Below are 19,932 nucleotides of genomic sequence, written 5' to 3'. Positions count from 1 at the left end.
ACAGGAACTCGGGAAGCCGGCAAGGCAGGCCCGCCGCGCGGCGACATCAGCATGAAGCCCGCCCTTGCCCCCTCCCCCGCCTGCAGGGGAGGGTCGGGGTGGGGGCCAACGCAGCGACCCCGCCTGCAGTACGCTACGCGCACCATCCGGGAAGACACCGCCATGACCCTTGCCACCGCCTACTGGTGCGTGCTGATCGCCGCCATCCTGCCGTACGTGTGGATCGTCATCGCCAAGGGATCGGGCCCCAACTACAACAACCGCAATCCGCGCGCGTGGCTGGCCAAGCAGGACGGCAACTACAAGGTGCAGCGCGCGCACGGTGCGCACCTCAATGCCTTCGAAGCCTTCGCGCCGTTTGCCGCGGGCGTGGTGCTGGCGCAACTCGCCGGCGTCGACCACGGGCGCATTGCCCTGCTGGCCGTTGCCTTCATCGTGCTGCGCGTGCTGCACGGCGTGCTGTACGTCGCCGACGTGGCGATGGCACGCAGCCTGGTCTGGCTGGGCGGCTACCTGTGCGTGCTGGCTCTCCTGGCGCTGGCTGCGTTGCGCATCACCGGCTGAACCTCAGCGCGTGCGCTCGTCGCTGTCGAGCATCCGCGGCCGGTAGCGCCGCTCCCACCACGACAGCGCCACCAGTACGAACAGCGCCAACCCCGTCGCCGAGACGGCGGTCAGGTAGTAGTCCAGTCCCGCCGCGACGCCGATCACCGCGACGACCAGCAGCGATGCCGCGGTGGTGATGCCGGAAATCGTCTCGCCCCCGCGCCGGCTCTCGCCGAAGATCGTGCCCGCGCCGATGAAGGCCACGCCCGCGATCACCGCCTCCACCAGGCGCAGCGGGTCGACCTGCAGGATTTCGTTCGGGGCTTGCGCGCCATGCGTGCCGACCGAGAGCTGCCCGATGCCGACCAGCAGCGCGGAGGCGCCCGCGACCAGCATGTGCGTGCGGAACCCGGCAGGGCGACGCTTGAGCTCGCGCTCGTAGCCGATCAAACCGCCGAGCAGCATGGCCACCGCCATGCTGGCGACGACGTCGAGTTGCTGGGTGATGCCGGGGTCCATGGGCGGAGCGTGGGGTGGCGGGTGTCATGGGCGGGTGATGGCGCGCATGCACGTTGGCCGGATCACCTGTGTCGCCGACATCGACGCATCTTCGGAACCAGTCTCGTCATCACAGCAACCGCGACGCGAACGGCGCAGCCGGCCATGCGGGGAGCCATGGACAACTTCCTGTAGGGAACAACAGCTAAAGCAAAAGCTTCCGCGCGCTTTCGCACACGGGTTCATTTCTTTTTGCTGGCCCACTGCATGCGCGAACCGCATGCGAACGGCGAAGCCGGCCCGAAGGGCGAGCGCGCTCAGCGCGAGTCAAAAGAAACGAACCAAAGAAATAAGCCTTCCCCGACGGAGCTAACGATTGGTCGGAGCGTGCGTCGGGATTTTCCTACTCGCCATAGAGCAGCTTTCTTGTTGAGTTGATACCGTCGCGCGTCGCGACGCGTTCATCCACCTCAAGCCCGTGGGAGATGTTTGGCGCGGGTCGGTCGGAAAACGCCGCACATCCGTGTGCGGCGCCCTGCGGGCCCGGAATTTGCCGCGGCAGTCCACCAGAAGAGCAATGAAATCCTCAATTTGGAGCGAGCCGAGCGTCATGGAGTCGTACTGCAGGCCCATGCGCAGGCGCAAGGGCGCTGGGTCCCGGCTTGACCACCTTTCGGCGGTTGAAACTCGCTTCGCTGGTACGGCGAACATCTGGCTTCTGATATGAGTCCAGGAGCGGCCATGCTGAAAGACCCGGAGGGCGGCCGGCATGGGTGAGCCGATGCACGCTTGCGCGCCACTGGCGCGCGCATTGGCGAACGCCCGCGCCGCAAGCGCGGGCTGGACTTGGTCGCGCAGCGGACAAGCCGGCCGTTTTTCGACCAGGACAGGGATGTCCTGTCGAAAAATCCCGTCGAGCCCAAATCGAAACGTTTGCTTCGTCGGGGAAGGCCATTTCTTTTGGTTACTTTTCTTTGGGCCAGCAAAGAAAAGTAACCCGCCGAAAGGCGGAAGCCTTTGAGGCTACTGCCGCCCGACGCAACACACAGCAAGAACATCGTCCATGGATGACCGGTGCTTCCCGCCTTCGGCCGAACCAATCCCCACCGCATTCGCGGGCGTGACCGCTGTACCCTCAGCCCGCCGCCACCAACCGTACCCGCGCGAAATTCCGCTTGCCCACCTGCAGCACTGCCTCGAAGCCCGGCGCGAACACGGCATTGGCATCTTCAACGACCACGCCATCCACCTTCACCGCGCGCTCCTTGAGCTTGCGGTTGGCTTCGGAGTTGGAGGGCGTGATGCCCGCCGCCGTCAGCAATGCGGCGATGCGGATGCCTTCGGACGGAATGGCCACGTCCTGCAGCGGCAGCAGCGAGGTGTCGCCCTGCCCGGTCACCGCCGCGTGCCAGCCGGCGATGGCGGTCTCGGCGGCAGTCGCGTCGTGGAAACGCGTGGCGAGTTCACGCGCCAGGCGCAGCTTGATGTCGCGCGGGTTGAGGCCCGCGGCCACGTCGGCCTTCAGCCGCTTGGCTTCGTCGATGGAAATCCCGAAGCTCAGCAGGTCGATCCACTTCCACATCAACTCATCGCCGATCTTCATCGTCTTGTTGACGATGTCGATCGCGGGCTCGGCGATGCCGATGTAGTTGCCCAGCGACTTGCTCATCTTGTTCACGCCATCCAGGCCTTCCAGCAGCGGCATGGTCAGCACCACCTGCGGCGTCTGCCCGTGGTGTTCCTGCAGGCCACGACCCATCAGCAGGTTGAACTTCTGGTCGGTGCCGCCGAGTTCCACGTCGGACTGCAGCGCGACCGAGTCGTAGCCCTGCACCATCGGGTAGAGGAACTCGTGGATGGCGATCGATTGCTGCGCCGCATAGCGCTTTGCGAAGTCGTCGCGCTCCAGCATGCGCGCCACGGTGTGCTGGCCGGCCAGGCGGATCATGTCGGCGGCCGACATCCTGCCGAACCATTCGCTGTTGAACCGGACCTCGGTCTTCTCGCGGTCCAGCACCTTGAACACCTGCTCGGCGTAAGTGTCGGCGTTGGCCAGCACGTCCTCGCGGGTCAACGGCTTGCGCGTGGCGTTCTTGCCGGACGGGTCGCCGATCATCCCGGTGAAGTCGCCGATCAGGAAGATCACCTGGTGGCCCAGGTCCTGGAACTGCCGCATCTTGTTCAGCAGCACCGTGTGGCCCAGGTGCAGGTCGGGCGCAGTGGGATCGAACCCGGCCTTGACCCGCAGCGGGCGTCCGCCGGCCAGCCGCGCGGCCAGGTCCTCGCGCTTGAGGATTTCATCGGCGCCGCGGGCGATCAGGTCGAAGGCGTCGGAAGCGGGCGTGGGTTGGGTCATGACTGAATGGGCGGGTAGAGGGCACGGTGGGAGTGTGAGCCCTTTCTCAAGAAAGGATTAAACAAACGTTAACCGGTCCTGATCCGAAAAAGCCAATCGGCTCAAGGATTTGACGCCACCAGTTCACGTGCTTATGGTACCGCCTCAACGCGCCCGTCACGCCATCTGGACCCCAACATGACGCACCCGGACTTGCCGACGGACAGGCAGAAAAACGACCTCGTCCGCCAAGGCAACCTGCGTGCCGCGGCCCGGAACACCGCCAACGAAGGCGCCCACGTCGATCCCTCCGACGTCGCCGCGCAGCGGTTCTCCTTCAACGGCCGCTGGACGCGGCGCGACTGGGCGCACGCCAGCCTGTTCGCCACGCTGGGCGCGCTGGTGGTGGCGATGGTGCCCGGCTTCTCCAACGCCATGCCCGAGATCGACCTGGCGCCGCCGCAGCTGACCACCATGGCGCTGCCGCTGCCGCCGCTGTCCAAGGCCGCCACCGCACGGCAGCCCGCCGAGAGCTGGCACATGGTGACCGTGGAATCGGGCCAGACCCTGGGCGCGATCTTCGAGGCCGAGGGCATCCCCGCCGCCACGCTGCAGAAGCTGCTGGACGCCACGCAGGACAAGCAGGCCCTGACCCGCCTGCGCCCCGGAGCGATGCTCGGCTTCGACCTCGGCCAGGACGGCACCCTGCGCGCCCTGCGCTACGACCGCAACGAATCCCAGCGCGTGGTGCTGTCGCTGGACGGCGACAACGTGGTGGAGCGCGTCATCGAACGCCCCATCGAAGTACGCACCGCCGTCATCACCGGCACCGTCGGCCGCTCGCTGTTCCATGCCGCGCGCAAACAGGGCCTCAGCGGCGCCACGATCAACAAGCTGACCGACGACATCTTCCAGTACGACATCGACTTCTCGAAGGACGTCACCGCCAACGACCGCTTCAGCGTGGTGGTGGAACAGCACTGGCGCGAGGGCGAACTGATCCGCACCGGCGACGTGGCCGCCGCGGTGTTCACCGCCAAGGGCAAGCCGTTCACCGCCGTGCGCTTCGAGCGCGACGGCAAGGCCGAGTACTTCACCGCCGAAGGCCGGCCGCTGAAGAAGAGCTTCATCCGCAGCCCGATCCAGTACGCGCGCCTCAGCTCACGCTTCGGCGCGCGCCGCCACCCGGTGCTGGGCACCATGCGCATGCACAAGGGCGTGGACTACGCCGCCCGCACCGGCACGCCGATCATGGCCGCCGGCGACGCCCGCGTGGTCTCGGCCGGCTGGCAGGGCGGCTACGGCAACACCGTGGTGCTCGACCACGGCCGCGGCTACACCACGCTATACGCGCACATGTCCCGCATCGCCGGCCTGCGCCGCGGCCAGTCGGTAAAACAGGGCCAGGTGATCGGCTACGTGGGCTCCACCGGTATGTCCACCGGCCCGCACCTGCACTACGAATTCCGCATCAACGGCGTGCACCGCAACCCGCTGCAGCACACCATGCCGCCGCCGGAACCGCTGAGCGGCCCCATGCTGGCCCAGTTCCGCCAGCAGACCGCGCCCGCGCTGCAACGCATCCGCGAGCTGGAAGACATCATCTACGCCACCGTGCCCGCGCAGCCGACCGAAGAAGACACCCAGGTCGCCGCCGCAGACGCCGCCCCCGACAAGCGCGGCTGATGACACTTTGCCCCTTCCCCCGTTCACGGGGGAAGGCCGGGATGGGGGCAACCCACCCTCCGCGCACCCTCCGGAGTCCCATCCGCACCCCCCTGCCCTAGAATCCGGGGCATGCCCGATTCCAACCTCTTCCTCGGCCTGATCTCCGGCACCAGCGCCGACGGCATCGATGCCGCCCTGGTCCGCTTCAACGACGGCCACGCGCAACTCGTCTTCGGCCGCACCTATCCCTGGCAACCCGACCTGCGCACGCGCCTGGTCGAGCTGGGCCAGCAATCGGCAAAACTGACCCTCGACGACATCGGCGAACTGGACGTGCGCATCGCCCGCGCCTTCGCCGATGCCGCGCTGCAGGCGCTGGCCGACAGCGGCACCGACGCCCGCGACGTCGCCGCCCTCGGCTCGCACGGCCAGACCCTGCGCCACCGCCCGCACGGCCCGCACCCCTTCACCCTGCAACTCGGCGACCCCAACACCATTGCCGAGTGCACCGGCATCACCACCGTCGCCGACTTCCGCCGCCGCGACGTGGCGGCCGGCGGCCATGGCGCCCCGCTGCTGCCCGGCCTGCACGCCGCCCTGCTGTACTCTGCCGACGAAGACCGCGCCGTGCTCAACCTCGGCGGCATCGCCAACCTCACCTTGCTGCCGGCACAGGGCGACGTGCGCGGCTTCGACACCGGCCCCGCCAACGGCCTGATGGACGCCTGGTGCCTGCGCCACCGCGGCGAAGCCTTCGACCGCGACGGCGCCTTCGCCCGCGAAGGCAAGGTGGACGACGCCCTGCTCAGCCGCCTGCTCGACGACCCGTGGTTGGCCACGCCCCCGCCCAAGTCCACCGGCCGCGACCAGTTCCACCTGCCCTGGGTCTCGGCGAAGTTCACCGGCTGCGAATCACCGGCCGACGTGCAGGCCACCTTGCTCGCACTGACCGTGCGCACCATTGCCGATGCATTGCGCACCACTCAGCCGGGGACGAAGCGTGTGATCGCCTGCGGCGGCGGTGTGCACAATTCGCGGTTGATGAAAGCGCTGGCCGACGCACTGCCGGAATGCAGCGTGGAATCCACGGCCGCGCACGACATCGATCCTGATTTCGTGGAAGCGATGGGCTTCGCGTGGCTCGCGCGGCAAACGCTGCTGGGATTGCCGGGGAATGTGCCGAGCGTGACGGGGGCGGATGCGGTCAGGGTGTTGGGTGGGGTTTATGCTGTGGAAGCAGCCGACAAATCTTAGTTAGCCGGCAAAGATCAAGCTTCCCGGAGTGTCAGAATGATTCTTCAGACTGAACTTGTGCGAGATGCTATAGAGAGAAGAAGGCCGCTTGGAAAGCTCTACAGATCCTCCATTGAGAATCTTTTATCGCAATATTCTGTCGTGGATTACGTATCTGCAGAGAACATAGAGATAGGCGACTCAATTGAGAGTTTTTCACTTATCCATGGCCTAATTGAGAAACACAGACATTTGAGTCGCATCGATATCTCTACTCTTCTATCAAATAGCAGCAAAAAGTTTGTCGCTGGCTACAATCAGAGCAAGCGCTTCCCATTCCCTTTTTGCATAGATCTATTTGACACATTCATTGCCGTAGAAATTATGCCAAACACGCTACAGCCAGAACTTGTAGTAATTTCTGCACCATCGGCGACAAATAACGACTCGCTATCCGGAGTTGCCACTTCATTCGAGATAACCGGCCTGTTCATTAGCATGACTCCGGTGACAGAGGTTGCTCTCACAATCAGCATTGACCATTTGCTTGAGTATTTTCGCACCGGTAGAGGTAAGAAAAGGTTGCTTGGCATCTTCTAGAGAACTGTAGGCTCACGCATTTGCCGGCTAACAATTCATTCAAGCCGACGCCGCTTCGCGGCGCGGCTTAATTCAGGCGTTAGGTCCCATGTCCAAGATTCGAGCGTCTGCGATATTTCTTATAAGCGTTGCAGTTGCGCTGGCCTCGTCAGTGGCGCTCGTCTATCCACTAGCCAAGAGCTCTTGGGCCGAAATTCAGGCTCGACGCACTCAGGATCGTGACTATGTGATTGCATCTGACTTTGATCAGCAAATGATTGTTAGAACCCTTCTGATCAATGAGATTAGCGAGCCGCCTTTGTGCAGCCCATCCGGGGACTGTCCTAAAGAACGTATCTACTTTGACCGGCGCTCGGCAACACTTCGGTCATTGGATCCTGGTGCGACATGGGCCAAGCACGAGTTCGTGACCATCAGACCTCAGGGCTCGCTAGTCAACCGTGGGAATAATTCGTTGCCTGTGCGGCTTCAAGAACTTCTGGATCACATATCACAGGCCGAGACATACAACGCGGACCCAATGTTGCCCAGCGTGATCTACGTTGCCAACCCGAGAAACTTACCAGTGCTTGGGGAGCCAGACAGCTGTGTAGAATCTATTAGCCCTAGGCTGGTGAGAATAAGCAAGGCAACAATCCAAGAGTCAAAAGGCCTCGCACTAGTTCTGACTGGGAGAACGTTCTGCGACGGAAGCGGCTCTCTAAGAGTGGAAAAGCTTAAGCGGGATGGGACGGAATGGCGGGTGCTTGAGGCCCACTACTACTAGATAGGCCCTAACAGTTCATTCACGAAATTGGGTCGGGTACATTTTTCGGTTTCGGCATCGCTCTCGGCGAAACGCGATCCGACTTCGGCTCGCATCGTCCCTTCTCTGATGACTCATCCCTTTCATGCGTTGAACCCATGCGGGGCATGTGTAGATGAAGCGTACTGCGAAAATTCTTGGCGTTGTGCTGGTCGCCGCCGTTGCGATCTCGCTTGTCGTGATGCTGCGCCCATTCGTTAATCGAGGCGCACCTGCAACGAATCCGGTACCGATGGCGGAGTCGCCCCTGTTCCCGGATCAGGCGGACAGCGTCCGGAGTTACATCGAGACGCAGGCCGATCCAATCGACGCATTCGTTGCACTCCGTGGCGAGACGATCCTGATGCAGCACGGGAAGATCGACGTCCCCATGAACCTGGCCTCCGCACGGAAAAGTGTCCTTAGCCTGTTGTTCGGCATCGCATTCGACCGAGGCCTGGTCGACCTGGAGGAAACGCTCGGGGAGTTGGGTATCGATGAAAGTCGGATGCCGTTGACGGAGGTTGAGAAGCGGGCCACGGTCGAGCATCTGCTGCAATCCCGGTCGGGGGTTTACCTGCAATCCGGTGCGGAAACGGCCGAGACCAGGGACGGCCGCCCTGGTCGCGGCCAGTTTTCTCCGGGGGAGCATTATTTCTACAACAACTGGGACTTCAACGTGCTCGGTGCAATCTTCGAGAAGAAGACCGGGCTTTCGATTGGAGAAGCCATGGATGCGTGGCTTGCCGCTCCGCTGGGAATGCAGGATTTCAACCGTGATCACGTGCTCTATGACCGACAAGGATCAGAGTCCGACTACAGGACCTATCGCATCCACATGAGTGCTCGGGACCTTGCCCGGGTTGGCGCGCTGGTGGCGCAAGACGGCATGTGGAACCAGACCCGGATCGTTTCTTCCGATTGGATCAACAGAAGCACCACGGCTTATTCGGAGACCGGAGGCTCGTTCTACGATGGGTTTGGCTACTCGTGGTGGCTGAATTCCGAGCTTGGTGCGGTGATCGCCGACGGCTGGGGTGGGCAGTACTTGCTGGTAGATCGGGAGCGCAACCTGACCCTGGTAACCCGTCGAGACACGGGAAACTCCATGCTTGGGTACCTGGTGTTCAGCGGGTTCAAAAAGCAGGGGCATCCGGCCGACGCGCAGAAGCTTTACAAGCTCATTCGGCGGATGTCAGGCTGAATCCCTTGGCTTCCGCGGCTCCCATTGATCGCATCACCGGACAGCACATGCCAGACACCGCCATCAACCTGAAAGACAAGCTCGCCAGGTTCTCCGAGCACTGGTCGCCGCGCGTCATCGCGGAAATGAACGACTACCAGTTCAAGCTGGCCAAGGTGCAGGGCGAATTCGTGTGGCACGCCCATGCGGAGACGGACGAGATGTTCATCGTGCTGGACGGCGCGCTGACGCTGGAGTTCCGCGACAGGTCGGTGCCGCTGTCGGCCGGCGAGATGTACGTGGTGCCGAAGGGCGTGGAGCATCGCCCGGTGGCGGCGGAAGAGTGCTGCATCATGCTGGTGGAGCCGCGCGGGGTGGTCAACACGGGCGATGCGACGAAGGGCGAGTACACCGCTAAGAACGATGTATGGGTGTGATGCTTCATAGGCAGCGCCGTCGTTGCGCGCTGCTGTTGCCTATCGCAGTTGCGCTCGCTGCCTGCAGCCAGTCTTCGGCTGGAATCTCGCATTATTTCCATGCAACGGGACGAATGTCGGTCGATCTTGCGCAGGCCGCGCCGTCTGAATGGGACCGGGTGTGCGTCATCGGCCCATACATGGCCGACAGGCATGCCGAGGAGATCATTGGTTTCGCGTGGCCGGTGGAACGCCGCACGTCCATCGATCGCAACGACGGGATAACGCTGCTGCTGTTCATCCACCGCAATCGCGTGGTCCAGCATGTCGAGCACCCGAGAAGACAAGGCGACTTCGCGGGACTTGCAGGTCGTTGCTTCAATCGCGACGAAGCCAAGTTCAAGCGCGCGGAAGGCCGGGCCGATGATTGGCCGGAACTGGTTCCTGCGCCATAGGAATGTAGCTGTCTGTTGCCGCCCCTGTTGCTTGGTTGAAGTGGTCACTCTGACGCGCTGCTGCTGAAACGTCCATGGGTCCCCACCTTCGCCGGGGCGACGGCTTGTCGCGAAGATGACGATTTACGGATGCCAGAAGACCCGGAGGACGCCGCACAGGATGTGCGGCGTTTTCCGACCGAGACATGGATGGCGAGTCGGAAAATCCAGATGCGAATGACGCGGGAACGTTAGCTCTGTCGGGGAAGGCCCTTTCTTTTGATTACTTTTCTTTGGGCCAGCAAAGAAAAGTAATCCGCCGATAGGCGGAAGCATTTGATCTTGCTCCGCTTGCAGCAAGCAGAGATGCAAAGCGAAAGCCGCGACCCCTCTCGCTGGCGGCCGCGCCTTTTGCTTCGCAGTCGCGGGGATAACGGGTAATCCGGGGGATGCCGGATCTGGCGCAGCAACAGCGACGGCAAGAGCGCCCCCACCCCAGCCCTCCCCCGTGAACGGGAGAGGGGGCAAGGCGCGCGGGAGAGTGGCGGATCGGAAGCGAGGGAGAAGGGGGCCAGCGCTACTCGTCGAACCGTCGGTGCTACTCGTCGAAGCGCAAATGCCGCACGGACTTGCCATGGCGGCGGATCAACCGCAACGCCTCGATGCCGATCTGGATATGGCGCTCCACGTACTCCGCACTGACCTTGGCGTCGGAGGCTTCGGTCTTCACGCCTTCCGGGATCATCGGCTGGTCGCTCACCAGCAGCAGCGCGCCGGACGGGATGCGGTTGGCGAAGCCCGCCGCGAACACGGTGGCGGTTTCCATGTCGATGGCCATGCAGCGCATCTGCCGCAGGCGTTCCTTGAACTCCTCGTCGTGCTCCCAGACGCGGCGGTTGGTGGTGAACACCGTGCCGGTCCAGTAGTCGTGGCCTAGGTCGCGGATCATGGTGGACACCGCGCGCTGCAGCGCGAACGCGGGCAGCGCCGGCACCTCCGGCAGCAGGTAGTCGTTGCTGGTGCCTTCGCCACGGATGGCGGCGATGGGCAGCACCAGGTCGCCGAGCTGGTTCTTGCGCTTCAGGCCGCCGCACTTGCCGAGGAACAGCACGGCCTTGGGCATGGTGGCCGACAGCAGGTCCATCATGGTCGCGGCATTCGGGCTACCCATGCCGAAGTTGATCATGGTGATCCCGTCGGCGGTGGCGCTGGGCATCGGCCGGTCCAGGCCCACGACTTCAGCACCGGTGAGGCGGCTGAAATGGCCGAGGTAGCCGCCGAAGTTGGTCAACAGGATGTGTTCGCCGAACTGGTCCAGCGGCACGCCGGTGTAGCGCGGCAGCCAGTTTTCGACGATCTGCTCTTTTTCTTTCATCGTCTTCTCCTTTTTGGCCATTTTGTCACGCACCATGACTTCCGGCGGCTTGCACATCCCGGCCGATTCGTTACCTTCGGCCTATTCGTCCGGGGAAACCACCATGCTCAAACCTTTGACCGCCGCGCTGGCGGCCGTACTGCTGGCCGGCTGCGCGACCACCGCCTCCAGCGACACGCCGCCGGCCACCGCCGCCGGCAAGGCCGATTTCATCGGCGACGCCTACCCCAGCACCTACCGCGCGATCGCATCGCCGCCGGTGCTGATCACCAATGCCACGGTACTGGTGGGCGATGGCACCCGCATGGACGGCGCCGACGTGCTGCTGCAGGATGGCAAGGTGGTGCAGGTGGGCCGCAACCTGTCGGCCGGCGCCGACGCGGTGCGCGTGGACGGTACCGGCAAGTGGGTCACGCCGGGCATCATCGACGTGCACTCGCACCTGGGCGTGTATCCCAGCCCCGGCACGGTAGCCCACGGCGATGGCAACGAAATGACCAGCCCGGTCACCGCGCAGGTCTGGGCCGAACATTCGGTCTGGCCGCAGGACCCGGGCTTCGGTGCGGCGCTGGCCGGCGGCGTGACCACGCTGCAGATCCTGCCCGGCTCGGCCAACCTGGTCGGCGGCCGCGGCGTGACACTGAAGAACGTGGCCGCCACCACGGTGCAGGCGATGAAGTTCCCCGGTGCGCCGCACGGGCTGAAGATGGCCTGCGGCGAGAATCCCAAGCGCGTGTATGGCCAGCGCGGCGGCCCCGCGACGCGCATGGGCAACGTGGCCGGCTACCGCGCCGCGTTCATCGATGCACAGGAATACGCGAAGAAGCGCGCCGGCAAGGAGCCGGGCAAGCGCGACCTGAAGCTGGACACGCTGGCCGGCGCGATGGCTGGAGACGTGCTGGTGCACATCCACTGCTACCGCGCCGACGAGATGGCGCAGATGATCGACCTGTCGAACGAGTTCGGCTTCGAGATCGCCGCGTTCCACCACGGCGTGGAGGCGTACAAGCTGTCCGACACGCTGGCGCGCGAAGGCATCTGCGGCGCGCTGTGGGCCGACTGGTGGGGCTTCAAGATGGAGGCTTGGGACGGCATCCAGGAGAACATCGCCCTGGTCGATCGCCCGGCGAACAGTTGCGCGATCGTGCATTCGGATTCGTCCGAAGGCATCCAGCGCCTCAACCAGGAGGCGGCGAAGGTGATGGCGAACGCGGCACGCGCCGGCATGGACATCGCGCCGGAGCGCGCGATCCGCTGGCTGACCGGGAACGCGGCGCGCTCGCTGGGCGTGCATGACGTGACCGGCACGCTGCAGCCGGGCAAGGCGGCCGACGTGGTGCTGTGGAACGGCAACCCGTTCAGCGTGTACGCGCTGGCCGAGCACGTGTGGATCGACGGTGCCCACGTGTACGACCGCAGCGACCGGGCGAGGCAGCCGGTCACCGACTTCATGCTGGGCGTGGGAGGTGTGCGATGAGCTGTCGTGCGATGCGGGTGCTGTTGACGGGCGGGCTGCTGGCGGGCGCATTCGCCTGCGGCGGCGCGATGGCGCAGGACGTACTGATCGCCAACACCAAGGTGCATACGGCGAAGGCCGGTGGCGGCGTGCTGGAGGATTACGACGTACTGGTGCGCGACGGTCGCGTCGCCGCGATCGGCCGGGGCTTGGTGTTCGAGGGCATCCCGATGATCGACGGCACCGGCATGTGGTTGACGCCAGCGCTCTTCGGCGGCATCACCGGCATCGGGATCGAGGAGGTGTCGGCCGAAGAAGCCACCAATGACGCCGCGCTCGCACTGGGCGATGGTGCCAAGGACATGGTGGTGCGACCGGAGTTCGACGTCACCCTCGCGTACAACCCGGATTCGATCGTGCTGCCGGTCGCGCGCGTGGAAGGCATCGGCTTCACCCTCTTGAGCGCAGGCAGTCGACCCGGCGGCTCGATCATCGGCGGCCAAGGCGGCGTGATGCGACTGGACGGCAGCCCGGACCCGGTGGGTCCGCGCACGCTGTTCCTGTCGCTGGGGGGCGGCGCGGCCGGATTGACCGGCACCTCGCGCGCCGGCCAATGGATGCTGCTGGACCAGCTGGTGGACGAAGTCCGCGGGCGCATTCCCGCCGAATCCGGCGGCGCACTGCTCACCCCGGCCGGGCGCAGCACGTTGGCGCGCTACTTCAGCGGCAATGGCCGCGTTGTGGTGAGGATGGATCGCGCGGCCGACATCCGCCAGCTGCTGCGCTGGTCGCAGCGTCACGGCGTGCGCATCGCCATCGCCGGGGGTGCCGAAGCCTGGCGCCTCGCACCGGAACTGGCACGCGCCAACGTACCGGTGTTCGTGGATTCACTGGTCAACCTGCCCAACAACTTCGACCAGCTGGCCGCAACGCTGGAAAACGCCGCGCGCCTGCGCGCCGCCGGCGTGCAGGTGGGGTTCACCCAGTCGGGCGATGCCTCGCACAACGCACGCAAGGTGCGGCAGTTGGCCGGGAATGCCGTGGCCAATGGACTGCCCTGGGAAGACGGCCTGGCGGGACTGACCCGCGTGCCAGCCGAAACCTTCGGCGTGGCAGATCACGTCGGCACCATCGAAGTCGGCAAGACCGCCGACCTGGTGCTGTGGTCGGGCGACCCGCTGGATGTCGCCAACACCGCGCGCCACGTCTGGCTGGGCGGCCGCGCGATGCCGATGCGCTCGCGCCAGACCGAACTGCGCGACCGCTACCTGCGCGCGGAACCCAGCGCAGAGGCCGGCGCCCTGCCGCGCGCGTATCCGGCGCGGGTGGAGTGACCGGCACGGACGGGCTGCCAGGCGGCGGCCCGTCCGATTGCATGCCGGCAGCGCCGGCATGAAGATGCGTGCATCGCCTGTCGGCGCGACGCGGAGCGACGATGTCCTGGATGCTGATCCTGCTGCTGGCGACCTCGCCCTTCGTGCTGCAGCCGCCGGGACATTTCCACGGCGACGAACCGGTGGTCGCCGATGGCGACGCCATGCTCGCCCTGCACGACGACGGCGAACGCGCGTGGCTTGAAGCGACACGGATCGAACTGCGGCGCGTGGCCGATCCGGTCATGGATGCCGACGATGGCCCCGAGACCGGATGGCAGGTCGGGCCGGACCTCGGTACCGGATTGCCACTGGCGTACCTGCGCGGCGCTGGCCTGCACGCCGGAGAAGTGGTGCGGGCAGAGGTGGTCGGCGTGGATGATCCCGCCGGACTGGCGTTCTACAAGCCGGCCTCGGTCGATATCCGGCTCGACGATGCGCTCTACCGGCTGGTCGCCGGATGCGATCGCCACGATGGCGCACCGCGCGACCGGGCATCATCTCTCGACTGCCACATCGACCTGTTCGCGCCGGATGGCGGCCGGTCCAGGCTCGTCGCGATGTCCGGCTACGTGGACGGGACCGGCAACGTCGGTCTCGGAGCGGATGCGTCGGCGGCACTGCTGTTCGCCGGCGACCTCGATGGCGACGGGCGGCTCGACCTGCTGTTCGATACGTCGGACCATTACAACGTGCGCCAGCCCACGCTGTTCCTGTCCCGCGAAGCCGCGGAGGGGCAGCCCGTCCGCGCGGTGGCACGGCACCGGGCGGTGGGCTGTTGAGCGCCGCGGCAGCTGCACCGGCGCGCTGGTATTTCGACGTCGTCTCGCCGTTCGCGTACCTGCAGTGGCAGCGGCTGCGGCCGCTGCTCGGCACGCATGGGATCGAGCCGGTGCCGATCCTGTTCGGCGCCGTGCTCGATGCGCTGGGCCAGCGCGGCCCGGCGGAGATTCCGCGCAAGCGCGAGTTCACCTACCGCCACGTGTTGTGGCAGGCACGCCAGCGCGACGTGCCGCTGCGGTTCCCGCCGACGCACCCGTTCAATCCGCTGGCGGCGCTGCGGCTGTGCATCGCGGCGGGCAATGCGCCGCACGCCATCGATGCGGCGTTCGCGTGGATCTGGACCGAAGGCCGCGCCGGCGACAGCCTCGAAGCACTGGCACCGCTATGCGAACGGTTGGGCGTAGACGCGGCGCTGCTGTCCTCGGACGCGGTGAAGGCCACGCTGCGCGACAACACACGGGCGGCGATCGAAGCGCAGGTCTTCGGCGTACCGACACTGCAGATCGGCGACACGTTGTTCTGGGGCGACGATGCGCACGACTTCGCGCTGGCGGTGCTGCACGACCCCTCGCTGCTGGACGATGCGGAGATGCAGCGCACGGCGAGACTGCCGGTCGGCGTGACGCGGCGACGGGAGCCGTCGGCATAGCAGGCATCGCGTGCCCGCGCCACCGCCTCCGCGCAGCCTTCATCGCGATCATCGGCATGCCACTTGGCGAAACCGCCATCCCCGCGCAGGCGGGACCCATGGACGTTGCACCTGCCCGTCGCGCAGCTCGTGGGTTTGCAAGCGCGCAGCGCTCCCGAGTGGCAGCGACGGTAGTCGGTCGACTTGGAGCTGAGGTCATGGACCCCCGCCTGCGCGGGGGCGACGGAGATTCCAGCGATCGCGCCTGATGCCGTCGCCGCATAACGGAGATTTGACCCACGCTTGGTTACGCTGCGCATCCCATCCTCCGAGCCACGCCCATGGCGATCCGTTACTTCATCAGCCTGCCCGACCCGGCCGCCGCGCGTGCCTCGGGCCAGTTCGCCTTCCGTTCGCAAGGGGCCGGTGGCATGGCCGAGGAATTGCAGGACGCGCTGCGCGGCGAGGGTCTGTTCGAACGCTGGCGCGCGGGCCAGGAAGATCCCGACGCCGTCGACCCTGCGCTGGGCGCGACCGATCCGGACGCGCGCGTGGACGGCGAGCAACGCGACCTGCGCTTCGACCTGATGGTCACCACGTCGCTGCCGGGCAGCGTGTTCAAGCACCGCATGCGGCTGCTGGCCGGCAGTGCGTGGGAGCTGCGGGATGTCGCCGCGGCCTGACATCTGCACGTCGCTTGCTGCCTGATGCCAACCACGCAGGTCCTGCTGGCCTGGAGCGGCGGCAAGGATGCGGCATGGACGCTGCACACGCTGCGCCAGCGCGATGATGTTGAAGTCGTCGCACTGCTGACCACCATCACCCGTGAATATGGCCGGGCCTCGATGCAGGGCATCCGCCGCGAGGTGTTGCAGGCGCAGGCGCGTGCCGCCGGACTGCCGCTGCTGGAAGCGGAGATCCCCGCGCAATGCGCCAACGAGGATTACGAGCAGGCCATGGCATCGGCACTTGCGGCCGCCTCCGCGCGCTGGCCCGGCCTGCGCACGATGGCGTTCGGCGACCTGTTCCTCGCCGACATCCGCGCGTACCGGGAACGCAACCTCGCACGCATCGGCTGGGAACTGCTCACGCCGCTGTTCGGCAGCGATACGGCCGTGCTGGCACGCGAGATGATCGCAGGCGGACTGCAAGCGCACCTGTGCTGCGTGGATACACGGCAACTGGATGCGCGGCTCGCGGGCCACGCGTTCGACGCCGACCTGCTGCGTGTGCTGTCGCCCGGCATCGATCCCTGTGGCGAGAACGGGGAGTTCCATACCTGCGTCTCGAGCGGCCCGATGTTCGCTGCGCCGCTGGTGCTGGACCGCGGCGACACGGTCCTGCGCGACGAGCGCTTCGCCTACACCGATTTCGTGCCGCGGCGATAGCAACGCCCCGGTGTGCGAGCGCATCCGGATGCGAAAGACCTCGCGCAGGCTGGGGTGATGCCCACGTATCCGACCATTCAGCGCGAGTCGTCCTGCATCGACCCGGCGCGCCGCCGACTTGAGCCAAACGGCTGATCCACCCGGCACGATGGGTTGTCCACGGGGCGACGAGTCGCTGGGCCCCGGCGTTCGCCGGGGTGGCGATTTGATCAACAACGATTGGACAACGACGCCCGGACCGCTGACGCACCACCTTCACCTTCACAGGCCTCGCCAGCGTTGCGCCGGAGGCCTACGGTTGCCGCCCCCACTGCGCCAGCGGCACCAGTACCTGCGGTTCGCGCGGCCCCTGCAGCAGTGCCGGCAGCTTCGCCTCGTACTCGCGGCGATAGGGCTTGTCCTGCCGCGCAAGGAAGGTCTCGACATCCGGCTCCGCCCAGCGCTCGTAGAGGGTGAACAGGTTGGGATCCTGCGCGTCGCGGTGCAGGTCGCAGGACAGGAAGCTGTCTTCCCGCGACATCGCATCGGCGATCGCGTGCACCGCATCCAGCCACGCCTGCGTGCATTCGGGTTTGACGCGCAGGCGCACGTAGAGCACCAGCGGCACCGGCACGCCATCGGCTTCGTAGCGGCTCATGCCTGCAGCGCCTTCGCGTGATGCGCGATGTGGTCGCCGATGAAGCTGGCGATGAAGTAATAGCTGTGGTCGTAGCCCGGCTGCATGCGCAGCACCAGCGGATGGCCGGCGGCGTGGGCCGCGGCCTTCAGCAGTTCCGGCTTGAGCTGGCTGTGCAGGAACTCGTCGGCATCGCCCTGGTCGACCAGCAGCGGCAGCTTTTCGCCTGCGGTCTTCAACAGTTCGACGGCATCGTGTTGCGCCCATGCGGCCCGATCGGCACCAAGGTAGGCGGCGAACGCCTTCTCGCCCCACGGCACCTGGCTGGGCGCGACGATCGGCGAGAACGCCGACACGCTGCGGTAGCGTCCCGGATGCTTCAACGCGAGCGTCAACGCGCCGTGGCCGCCCATCGAATGCCCGCTGATCGCGCGCGCGCCGGTGGCCGCCAGGTTCGCCTCCACCAGCGCCGGCAGCTCGTCGACGATGTAGTCCTGCATGCGGTAGTGCGCCGCCCACGGCTGTTGCGTGGCGTTGAGGTAGAAGCCCGCGCCCTTGCCGAGGTCGTAGCCGTCGGCATCGGCCACGTCGTCGCCGCGCGGGCTGGTATCCGGCGCGACGAGGATCACGCCATGCTCGGCGGCGTAGCGCTGTGCGCCGGCCTTGGTGATGAAGTTCTGCTCGTTGCAGGTCAGGCCGGACAACCAGTACAGCACCGGCAGCTTGCGCTTGTCGGCTTGTGGCGGCAGGTACACCGCGAAGGCCATCGTGCAGCCGAGCACGCTCGACTCATGGCGGTACACGTCCTGCCAGCCGCCGAAGCAGGCGCGGTGTTCGATGCGTTCGATCGTCATGTCAGCGTGTCCCGTGGCGGCAGGCGGATCTCGAAGGTCTTCAGCGCATGCGGGTCGCCCCGCCCTTCGATGCGCGATGCTTCCGCAAGCGCACGAATGCGCATTGTGTAGAACATCTCGGGCACCTCCTCGTACTCGTCCGGTGCCGCGATCACCATGCCCGAGGTGATGAACCCGGCCTTCTTCCAGTCATCCCCCAGCGCCGACAGGATCGCCCGGTCGATCCGCTCGATGTCCTGCTCGTCCAGGCGCGCGATGGCAGCGCACCCGGCCGCCTCGAAGGCCGCCTCGTCCATGAAGGCCTCGATCATGGCCTTGTCCGTGGGTAGCGCCGACATCAGTAATGCACCACGCTGCGGATCGACTTGCCCTCGTGCATCAGGTCGAAGGCTTCGTTGATGTCGTCGAGTGGCATCGTGTGGGTGACGAAGGGCGCGAGTTCGATGTAGCCCTTCATCGCGTCCTCCACCATGCCCGGCAACTGCGAGCGGCCCTTGACCCCACCGAAGGCGGTGCCCATCCACTTGCGACCGGTGACCAGCTGGAACGGCCGCGTGCTGATTTCCTGCCCGGCACCGGCCACGCCGATGACCACGCTCTGGCCCCAGCCGCGGTGCGCGCACTCCAGCGCGGCGCGCATCACGTTGACGTTGCCGATGCACTCGAACGAGTGGTCGACGCCCCAGGTGGTCATCTCCACGATCACCTGCTGGATCGGCTTGTCGAAATCCTTCGGGTTGATGCAATCAGTGGCGCCGAATTCCTTCGCCAGTTCGAACTTCGACGGGTTGGTGTCGATGGCGATGATGCGGCCGGCCTTCGCCTGGCGCGCGCCCTGGATCACCGCCAGGCCAATCCCGCCCAGGCCGAACACCGCGACGCTGTCGCCTTCCTGCACCTTGGCCGTGTTGTGCACGGCACCGATGCCCGTGGTCACGCCACAGCCCAGCAGGCAGACGTGCTCCGGGTTCGCCTCGGGATTGATCTTCGCCAGCGATACTTCCGCGACCACCGTGTACTCGCTGAAGGTGCTGCATCCCATGTAGTGGTAGATCGGTTCGCCGTTGTAGGAGAAGCGCGTGGTGCCATCGGGCATCACGCCCTTGCCCTGCGTGGCGCGCACCGACGTGCACAGGTTGGTCTTGCCGCTCTTGCAGAACAGGCATTCGCCGCACTCGGCGGTGTACAGCGGGATCACGTGGTCGCCGGGCTTCACGCTGGTCACGCCCTCGCCCACCTCCACCACGATGCCGGCGCCCTCGTGTCCCAGCACCGCCGGGAACAGGCCTTCCGGATCGTCGCCCGACAGCGTGAACGCATCGGTGTGGCACACGCCGGTGTGGGTGATCCTGACCAGCACCTCGCCGGCTTTCGGCGGCGCGACGTCGATCTCGACGATCTTCAGCGGTTCGCCTGCGGCGAAGGCGACGGCGGCGCGTGATTTCATGGCTGCTCTCCTGCGTATGTCATTTCAGATAGGAACGCACCAGCGCAACGGCGGCATCGATGCCGGCATCATGCTGCTGTGACGGGATGGACGGCGCCGCGAGCGTTTCGCGCAGATGGCTTTCCAGCACTTCCGACATCAGCCCGTTGACCGCGCCGCGCACCGCGGCCAGCTGTTGCAACACCGGCGAACAGTCGGCACCGGCGTCCAGCGCGCGCTCGAGCGCATCGAGCTGGCCGCGGATGCGGCGCACGCGGGTCAGGGCCTTCTCCTTGTCGGCGGGGGAATGGGGCAAGTACGCACTCGCTTGAATAC

21 protein-coding genes are annotated in these 19,932 nt (G+C 65.9%); 13 read left to right on the top strand and 8 right to left on the bottom strand.

Annotation, left to right across the window (positions count from 1 at the left end):
• The first annotated feature begins 162 nt into the window (after nucleotides 1-162).
• A complete protein-coding gene (locus tag E2F46_RS16265) occupies nucleotides 163-564 on the top strand; it encodes an MAPEG family protein (protein ID WP_133323637.1) in 402 nt (133 codons plus the stop codon).
• A 3-nt stretch (nucleotides 565-567) separates the two neighbouring features.
• On the opposite strand, the gene E2F46_RS16260 is transcribed toward E2F46_RS16265, so the two are convergent.
• Nucleotides 568-1,065 (bottom strand): MgtC/SapB family protein, encoded by a 498-nt coding sequence (locus E2F46_RS16260; RefSeq protein ID WP_133323636.1) that lies wholly within the window; start codon nucleotides 1,063-1,065, stop codon nucleotides 568-570.
• Between the two features lie 1,114 nt (nucleotides 1,066-2,179).
• Nucleotides 2,180-3,400, bottom strand: a complete 1,221-nt coding sequence (gene tyrS / locus E2F46_RS16255) for a tyrosine--tRNA ligase (RefSeq protein WP_133323635.1) — start codon at nucleotides 3,398-3,400, stop codon at nucleotides 2,180-2,182.
• 177 nt (nucleotides 3,401-3,577) lie between these two features.
• On the opposite strand from tyrS, the gene E2F46_RS16250 reads away from it, so the two are divergent.
• The 6 genes from E2F46_RS16250 to E2F46_RS16225 all read left to right on the top strand — a co-directional run bounded on the left by E2F46_RS16250 (nucleotide 3,578) and on the right by E2F46_RS16225 (nucleotide 9,718).
• Nucleotides 3,578-5,065, top strand: a complete 1,488-nt coding sequence (locus tag E2F46_RS16250; RefSeq protein ID WP_133323634.1) for a M23 family metallopeptidase — start codon at nucleotides 3,578-3,580, stop codon at nucleotides 5,063-5,065.
• A 111-nt stretch (nucleotides 5,066-5,176) separates the two neighbouring features.
• Entirely contained in the window at nucleotides 5,177-6,301 is a 1,125-nt protein-coding gene (locus tag E2F46_RS16245) for an anhydro-N-acetylmuramic acid kinase (RefSeq protein ID WP_133323633.1), read from the top strand.
• A 36-nt stretch (nucleotides 6,302-6,337) separates the two neighbouring features.
• On the top strand, nucleotides 6,338-6,880 hold the full coding sequence (locus E2F46_RS16240) for a hypothetical protein (protein WP_133323632.1): 543 nt from the start codon (nucleotides 6,338-6,340) through the stop codon (nucleotides 6,878-6,880).
• Between the two features lie 920 nt (nucleotides 6,881-7,800).
• Entirely contained in the window at nucleotides 7,801-8,868 is a 1,068-nt protein-coding gene (locus E2F46_RS16235) for a serine hydrolase domain-containing protein (RefSeq protein WP_133323631.1), read from the top strand.
• A gap of 47 nt (nucleotides 8,869-8,915) precedes the next feature.
• Nucleotides 8,916-9,284 carry a cupin domain-containing protein gene (locus E2F46_RS16230; protein WP_133323630.1) on the top strand — a complete coding sequence of 123 codons (369 nt, stop codon included), beginning with the start codon at nucleotides 8,916-8,918 and terminating at the stop codon, nucleotides 9,282-9,284.
• On the top strand, nucleotides 9,275-9,718 hold the full coding sequence (locus E2F46_RS16225; RefSeq protein ID WP_133323629.1) for a hypothetical protein: 444 nt from the start codon (nucleotides 9,275-9,277) through the stop codon (nucleotides 9,716-9,718). Before E2F46_RS16230 ends, E2F46_RS16225 begins: the two co-directional genes overlap by 10 nt.
• Nucleotides 9,719-10,295: 577 nt before the next feature.
• Here E2F46_RS16225 and E2F46_RS16220 read toward each other — a convergent pair.
• Entirely contained in the window at nucleotides 10,296-11,072 is a 777-nt protein-coding gene (locus E2F46_RS16220) for an AMP nucleosidase (RefSeq protein ID WP_133323628.1), read from the bottom strand.
• 127 nt (nucleotides 11,073-11,199) lie between these two features.
• Between E2F46_RS16220 and E2F46_RS16215 the strand changes: the two genes are divergently transcribed.
• From E2F46_RS16215 to E2F46_RS16190, 6 genes are all read left to right on the top strand, one after another.
• Nucleotides 11,200-12,549: an amidohydrolase gene (locus tag E2F46_RS16215; RefSeq protein ID WP_425599846.1), complete on the top strand. Its 1,350-nt coding sequence runs from the start codon at nucleotides 11,200-11,202 to the stop codon at nucleotides 12,547-12,549.
• Between the two features lie 11 nt (nucleotides 12,550-12,560).
• On the top strand, nucleotides 12,561-13,862 hold the full coding sequence (locus tag E2F46_RS16210; RefSeq protein ID WP_133323650.1) for an amidohydrolase family protein: 1,302 nt from the start codon (nucleotides 12,561-12,563) through the stop codon (nucleotides 13,860-13,862).
• Between the two features lie 101 nt (nucleotides 13,863-13,963).
• Entirely contained in the window at nucleotides 13,964-14,683 is a 720-nt protein-coding gene (locus tag E2F46_RS17745) for an FG-GAP repeat domain-containing protein (RefSeq protein WP_133323626.1), read from the top strand.
• Nucleotides 14,680-15,333 (top strand): 2-hydroxychromene-2-carboxylate isomerase, encoded by a 654-nt coding sequence (locus tag E2F46_RS16200; protein ID WP_133323625.1) that lies wholly within the window; start codon nucleotides 14,680-14,682, stop codon nucleotides 15,331-15,333. The genes E2F46_RS17745 and E2F46_RS16200 overlap by 4 nt, the downstream gene beginning before the upstream one ends.
• Before the next feature lie 320 nt (nucleotides 15,334-15,653).
• Nucleotides 15,654-15,995, top strand: a complete 342-nt coding sequence (locus E2F46_RS16195) for a hypothetical protein (protein ID WP_133323624.1) — start codon at nucleotides 15,654-15,656, stop codon at nucleotides 15,993-15,995.
• A gap of 24 nt (nucleotides 15,996-16,019) precedes the next feature.
• On the top strand, nucleotides 16,020-16,700 hold the full coding sequence (locus tag E2F46_RS16190) for a Dph6-related ATP pyrophosphatase (RefSeq protein ID WP_133323623.1): 681 nt from the start codon (nucleotides 16,020-16,022) through the stop codon (nucleotides 16,698-16,700).
• 292 nt (nucleotides 16,701-16,992) lie between these two features.
• Here E2F46_RS16190 and E2F46_RS16185 read toward each other — a convergent pair whose 3' ends face one another.
• From E2F46_RS16185 to frmR, 5 genes are read right to left on the bottom strand one after another with little or no spacing between them, the layout of a single operon-like run.
• Complete coding sequence (locus tag E2F46_RS16185; protein WP_133323622.1) at nucleotides 16,993-17,337, bottom strand: putative quinol monooxygenase; 345 nt, start codon at nucleotides 17,335-17,337, stop codon at nucleotides 16,993-16,995.
• Nucleotides 17,334-18,164 carry an S-formylglutathione hydrolase gene (fghA, locus tag E2F46_RS16180; RefSeq protein WP_133323649.1) on the bottom strand — a complete coding sequence of 277 codons (831 nt, stop codon included), beginning with the start codon at nucleotides 18,162-18,164 and terminating at the stop codon, nucleotides 17,334-17,336. Before fghA ends, E2F46_RS16185 begins: the two co-directional genes overlap by 4 nt.
• 2 nt (nucleotides 18,165-18,166) lie before the next feature.
• Nucleotides 18,167-18,508 (bottom strand): hypothetical protein, encoded by a 342-nt coding sequence (locus tag E2F46_RS16175; RefSeq protein WP_133323621.1) that lies wholly within the window; start codon nucleotides 18,506-18,508, stop codon nucleotides 18,167-18,169.
• On the bottom strand, nucleotides 18,508-19,617 hold the full coding sequence (locus E2F46_RS16170) for an S-(hydroxymethyl)glutathione dehydrogenase/class III alcohol dehydrogenase (RefSeq protein ID WP_133323620.1): 1,110 nt from the start codon (nucleotides 19,615-19,617) through the stop codon (nucleotides 18,508-18,510). Before E2F46_RS16170 ends, E2F46_RS16175 begins: the two co-directional genes overlap by 1 nt.
• A 19-nt stretch (nucleotides 19,618-19,636) precedes the next feature.
• Nucleotides 19,637-19,912: a formaldehyde-responsive transcriptional repressor FrmR gene (frmR, locus tag E2F46_RS16165; protein ID WP_133323619.1), complete on the bottom strand. Its 276-nt coding sequence runs from the start codon at nucleotides 19,910-19,912 to the stop codon at nucleotides 19,637-19,639.
• Nucleotides 19,913-19,932 lie beyond the last annotated feature (20 nt).

This window comes from Luteimonas aestuarii, assembly GCF_004357985.1.
GTDB classification, from domain to species: domain Bacteria; phylum Pseudomonadota; class Gammaproteobacteria; order Xanthomonadales; family Xanthomonadaceae; genus Luteimonas; species Luteimonas aestuarii.
This window is presented reverse-complemented; position numbering and strand designations above follow the sequence as displayed.

Bases quoted from the DNA above. Each gene is read 5' to 3' on its own strand.
- E2F46_RS16265 (WP_133323637.1), top strand. From the start codon at position 163: ATGACCCTTGCCACCGCCTACTGGTGCGTGCTGATCGCCGCCATCCTG.
- E2F46_RS16260 (WP_133323636.1), bottom strand. From the start codon at position 1,065: ATGGACCCCGGCATCACCCAGCAACTCGACGTCGTCGCCAGCATGGCG.
- tyrS (WP_133323635.1), bottom strand. From the start codon at position 3,400: ATGACCCAACCCACGCCCGCTTCCGACGCCTTCGACCTGATCGCCCGC.
- E2F46_RS16250 (WP_133323634.1), top strand. From the start codon at position 3,578: ATGACGCACCCGGACTTGCCGACGGACAGGCAGAAAAACGACCTCGTC.
- E2F46_RS16245 (WP_133323633.1), top strand. From the start codon at position 5,177: ATGCCCGATTCCAACCTCTTCCTCGGCCTGATCTCCGGCACCAGCGCC.
- E2F46_RS16240 (WP_133323632.1), top strand. From the start codon at position 6,338: ATGATTCTTCAGACTGAACTTGTGCGAGATGCTATAGAGAGAAGAAGG.
- E2F46_RS16235 (WP_133323631.1), top strand. From the start codon at position 7,801: ATGAAGCGTACTGCGAAAATTCTTGGCGTTGTGCTGGTCGCCGCCGTT.
- E2F46_RS16230 (WP_133323630.1), top strand. From the start codon at position 8,916: ATGCCAGACACCGCCATCAACCTGAAAGACAAGCTCGCCAGGTTCTCC.
- E2F46_RS16225 (WP_133323629.1), top strand. From the start codon at position 9,275: ATGGGTGTGATGCTTCATAGGCAGCGCCGTCGTTGCGCGCTGCTGTTG.
- E2F46_RS16220 (WP_133323628.1), bottom strand. From the start codon at position 11,072: ATGAAAGAAAAAGAGCAGATCGTCGAAAACTGGCTGCCGCGCTACACC.
- E2F46_RS16210 (WP_133323650.1), top strand. From the start codon at position 12,561: ATGCGGGTGCTGTTGACGGGCGGGCTGCTGGCGGGCGCATTCGCCTGC.
- E2F46_RS17745 (WP_133323626.1), top strand. From the start codon at position 13,964: ATGTCCTGGATGCTGATCCTGCTGCTGGCGACCTCGCCCTTCGTGCTG.
- E2F46_RS16195 (WP_133323624.1), top strand. From the start codon at position 15,654: ATGGCGATCCGTTACTTCATCAGCCTGCCCGACCCGGCCGCCGCGCGT.
- E2F46_RS16190 (WP_133323623.1), top strand. From the start codon at position 16,020: ATGCCAACCACGCAGGTCCTGCTGGCCTGGAGCGGCGGCAAGGATGCG.
- E2F46_RS16185 (WP_133323622.1), bottom strand. From the start codon at position 17,337: ATGAGCCGCTACGAAGCCGATGGCGTGCCGGTGCCGCTGGTGCTCTAC.
- E2F46_RS16175 (WP_133323621.1), bottom strand. From the start codon at position 18,508: ATGTCGGCGCTACCCACGGACAAGGCCATGATCGAGGCCTTCATGGAC.
- E2F46_RS16170 (WP_133323620.1), bottom strand. From the start codon at position 19,617: ATGAAATCACGCGCCGCCGTCGCCTTCGCCGCAGGCGAACCGCTGAAG.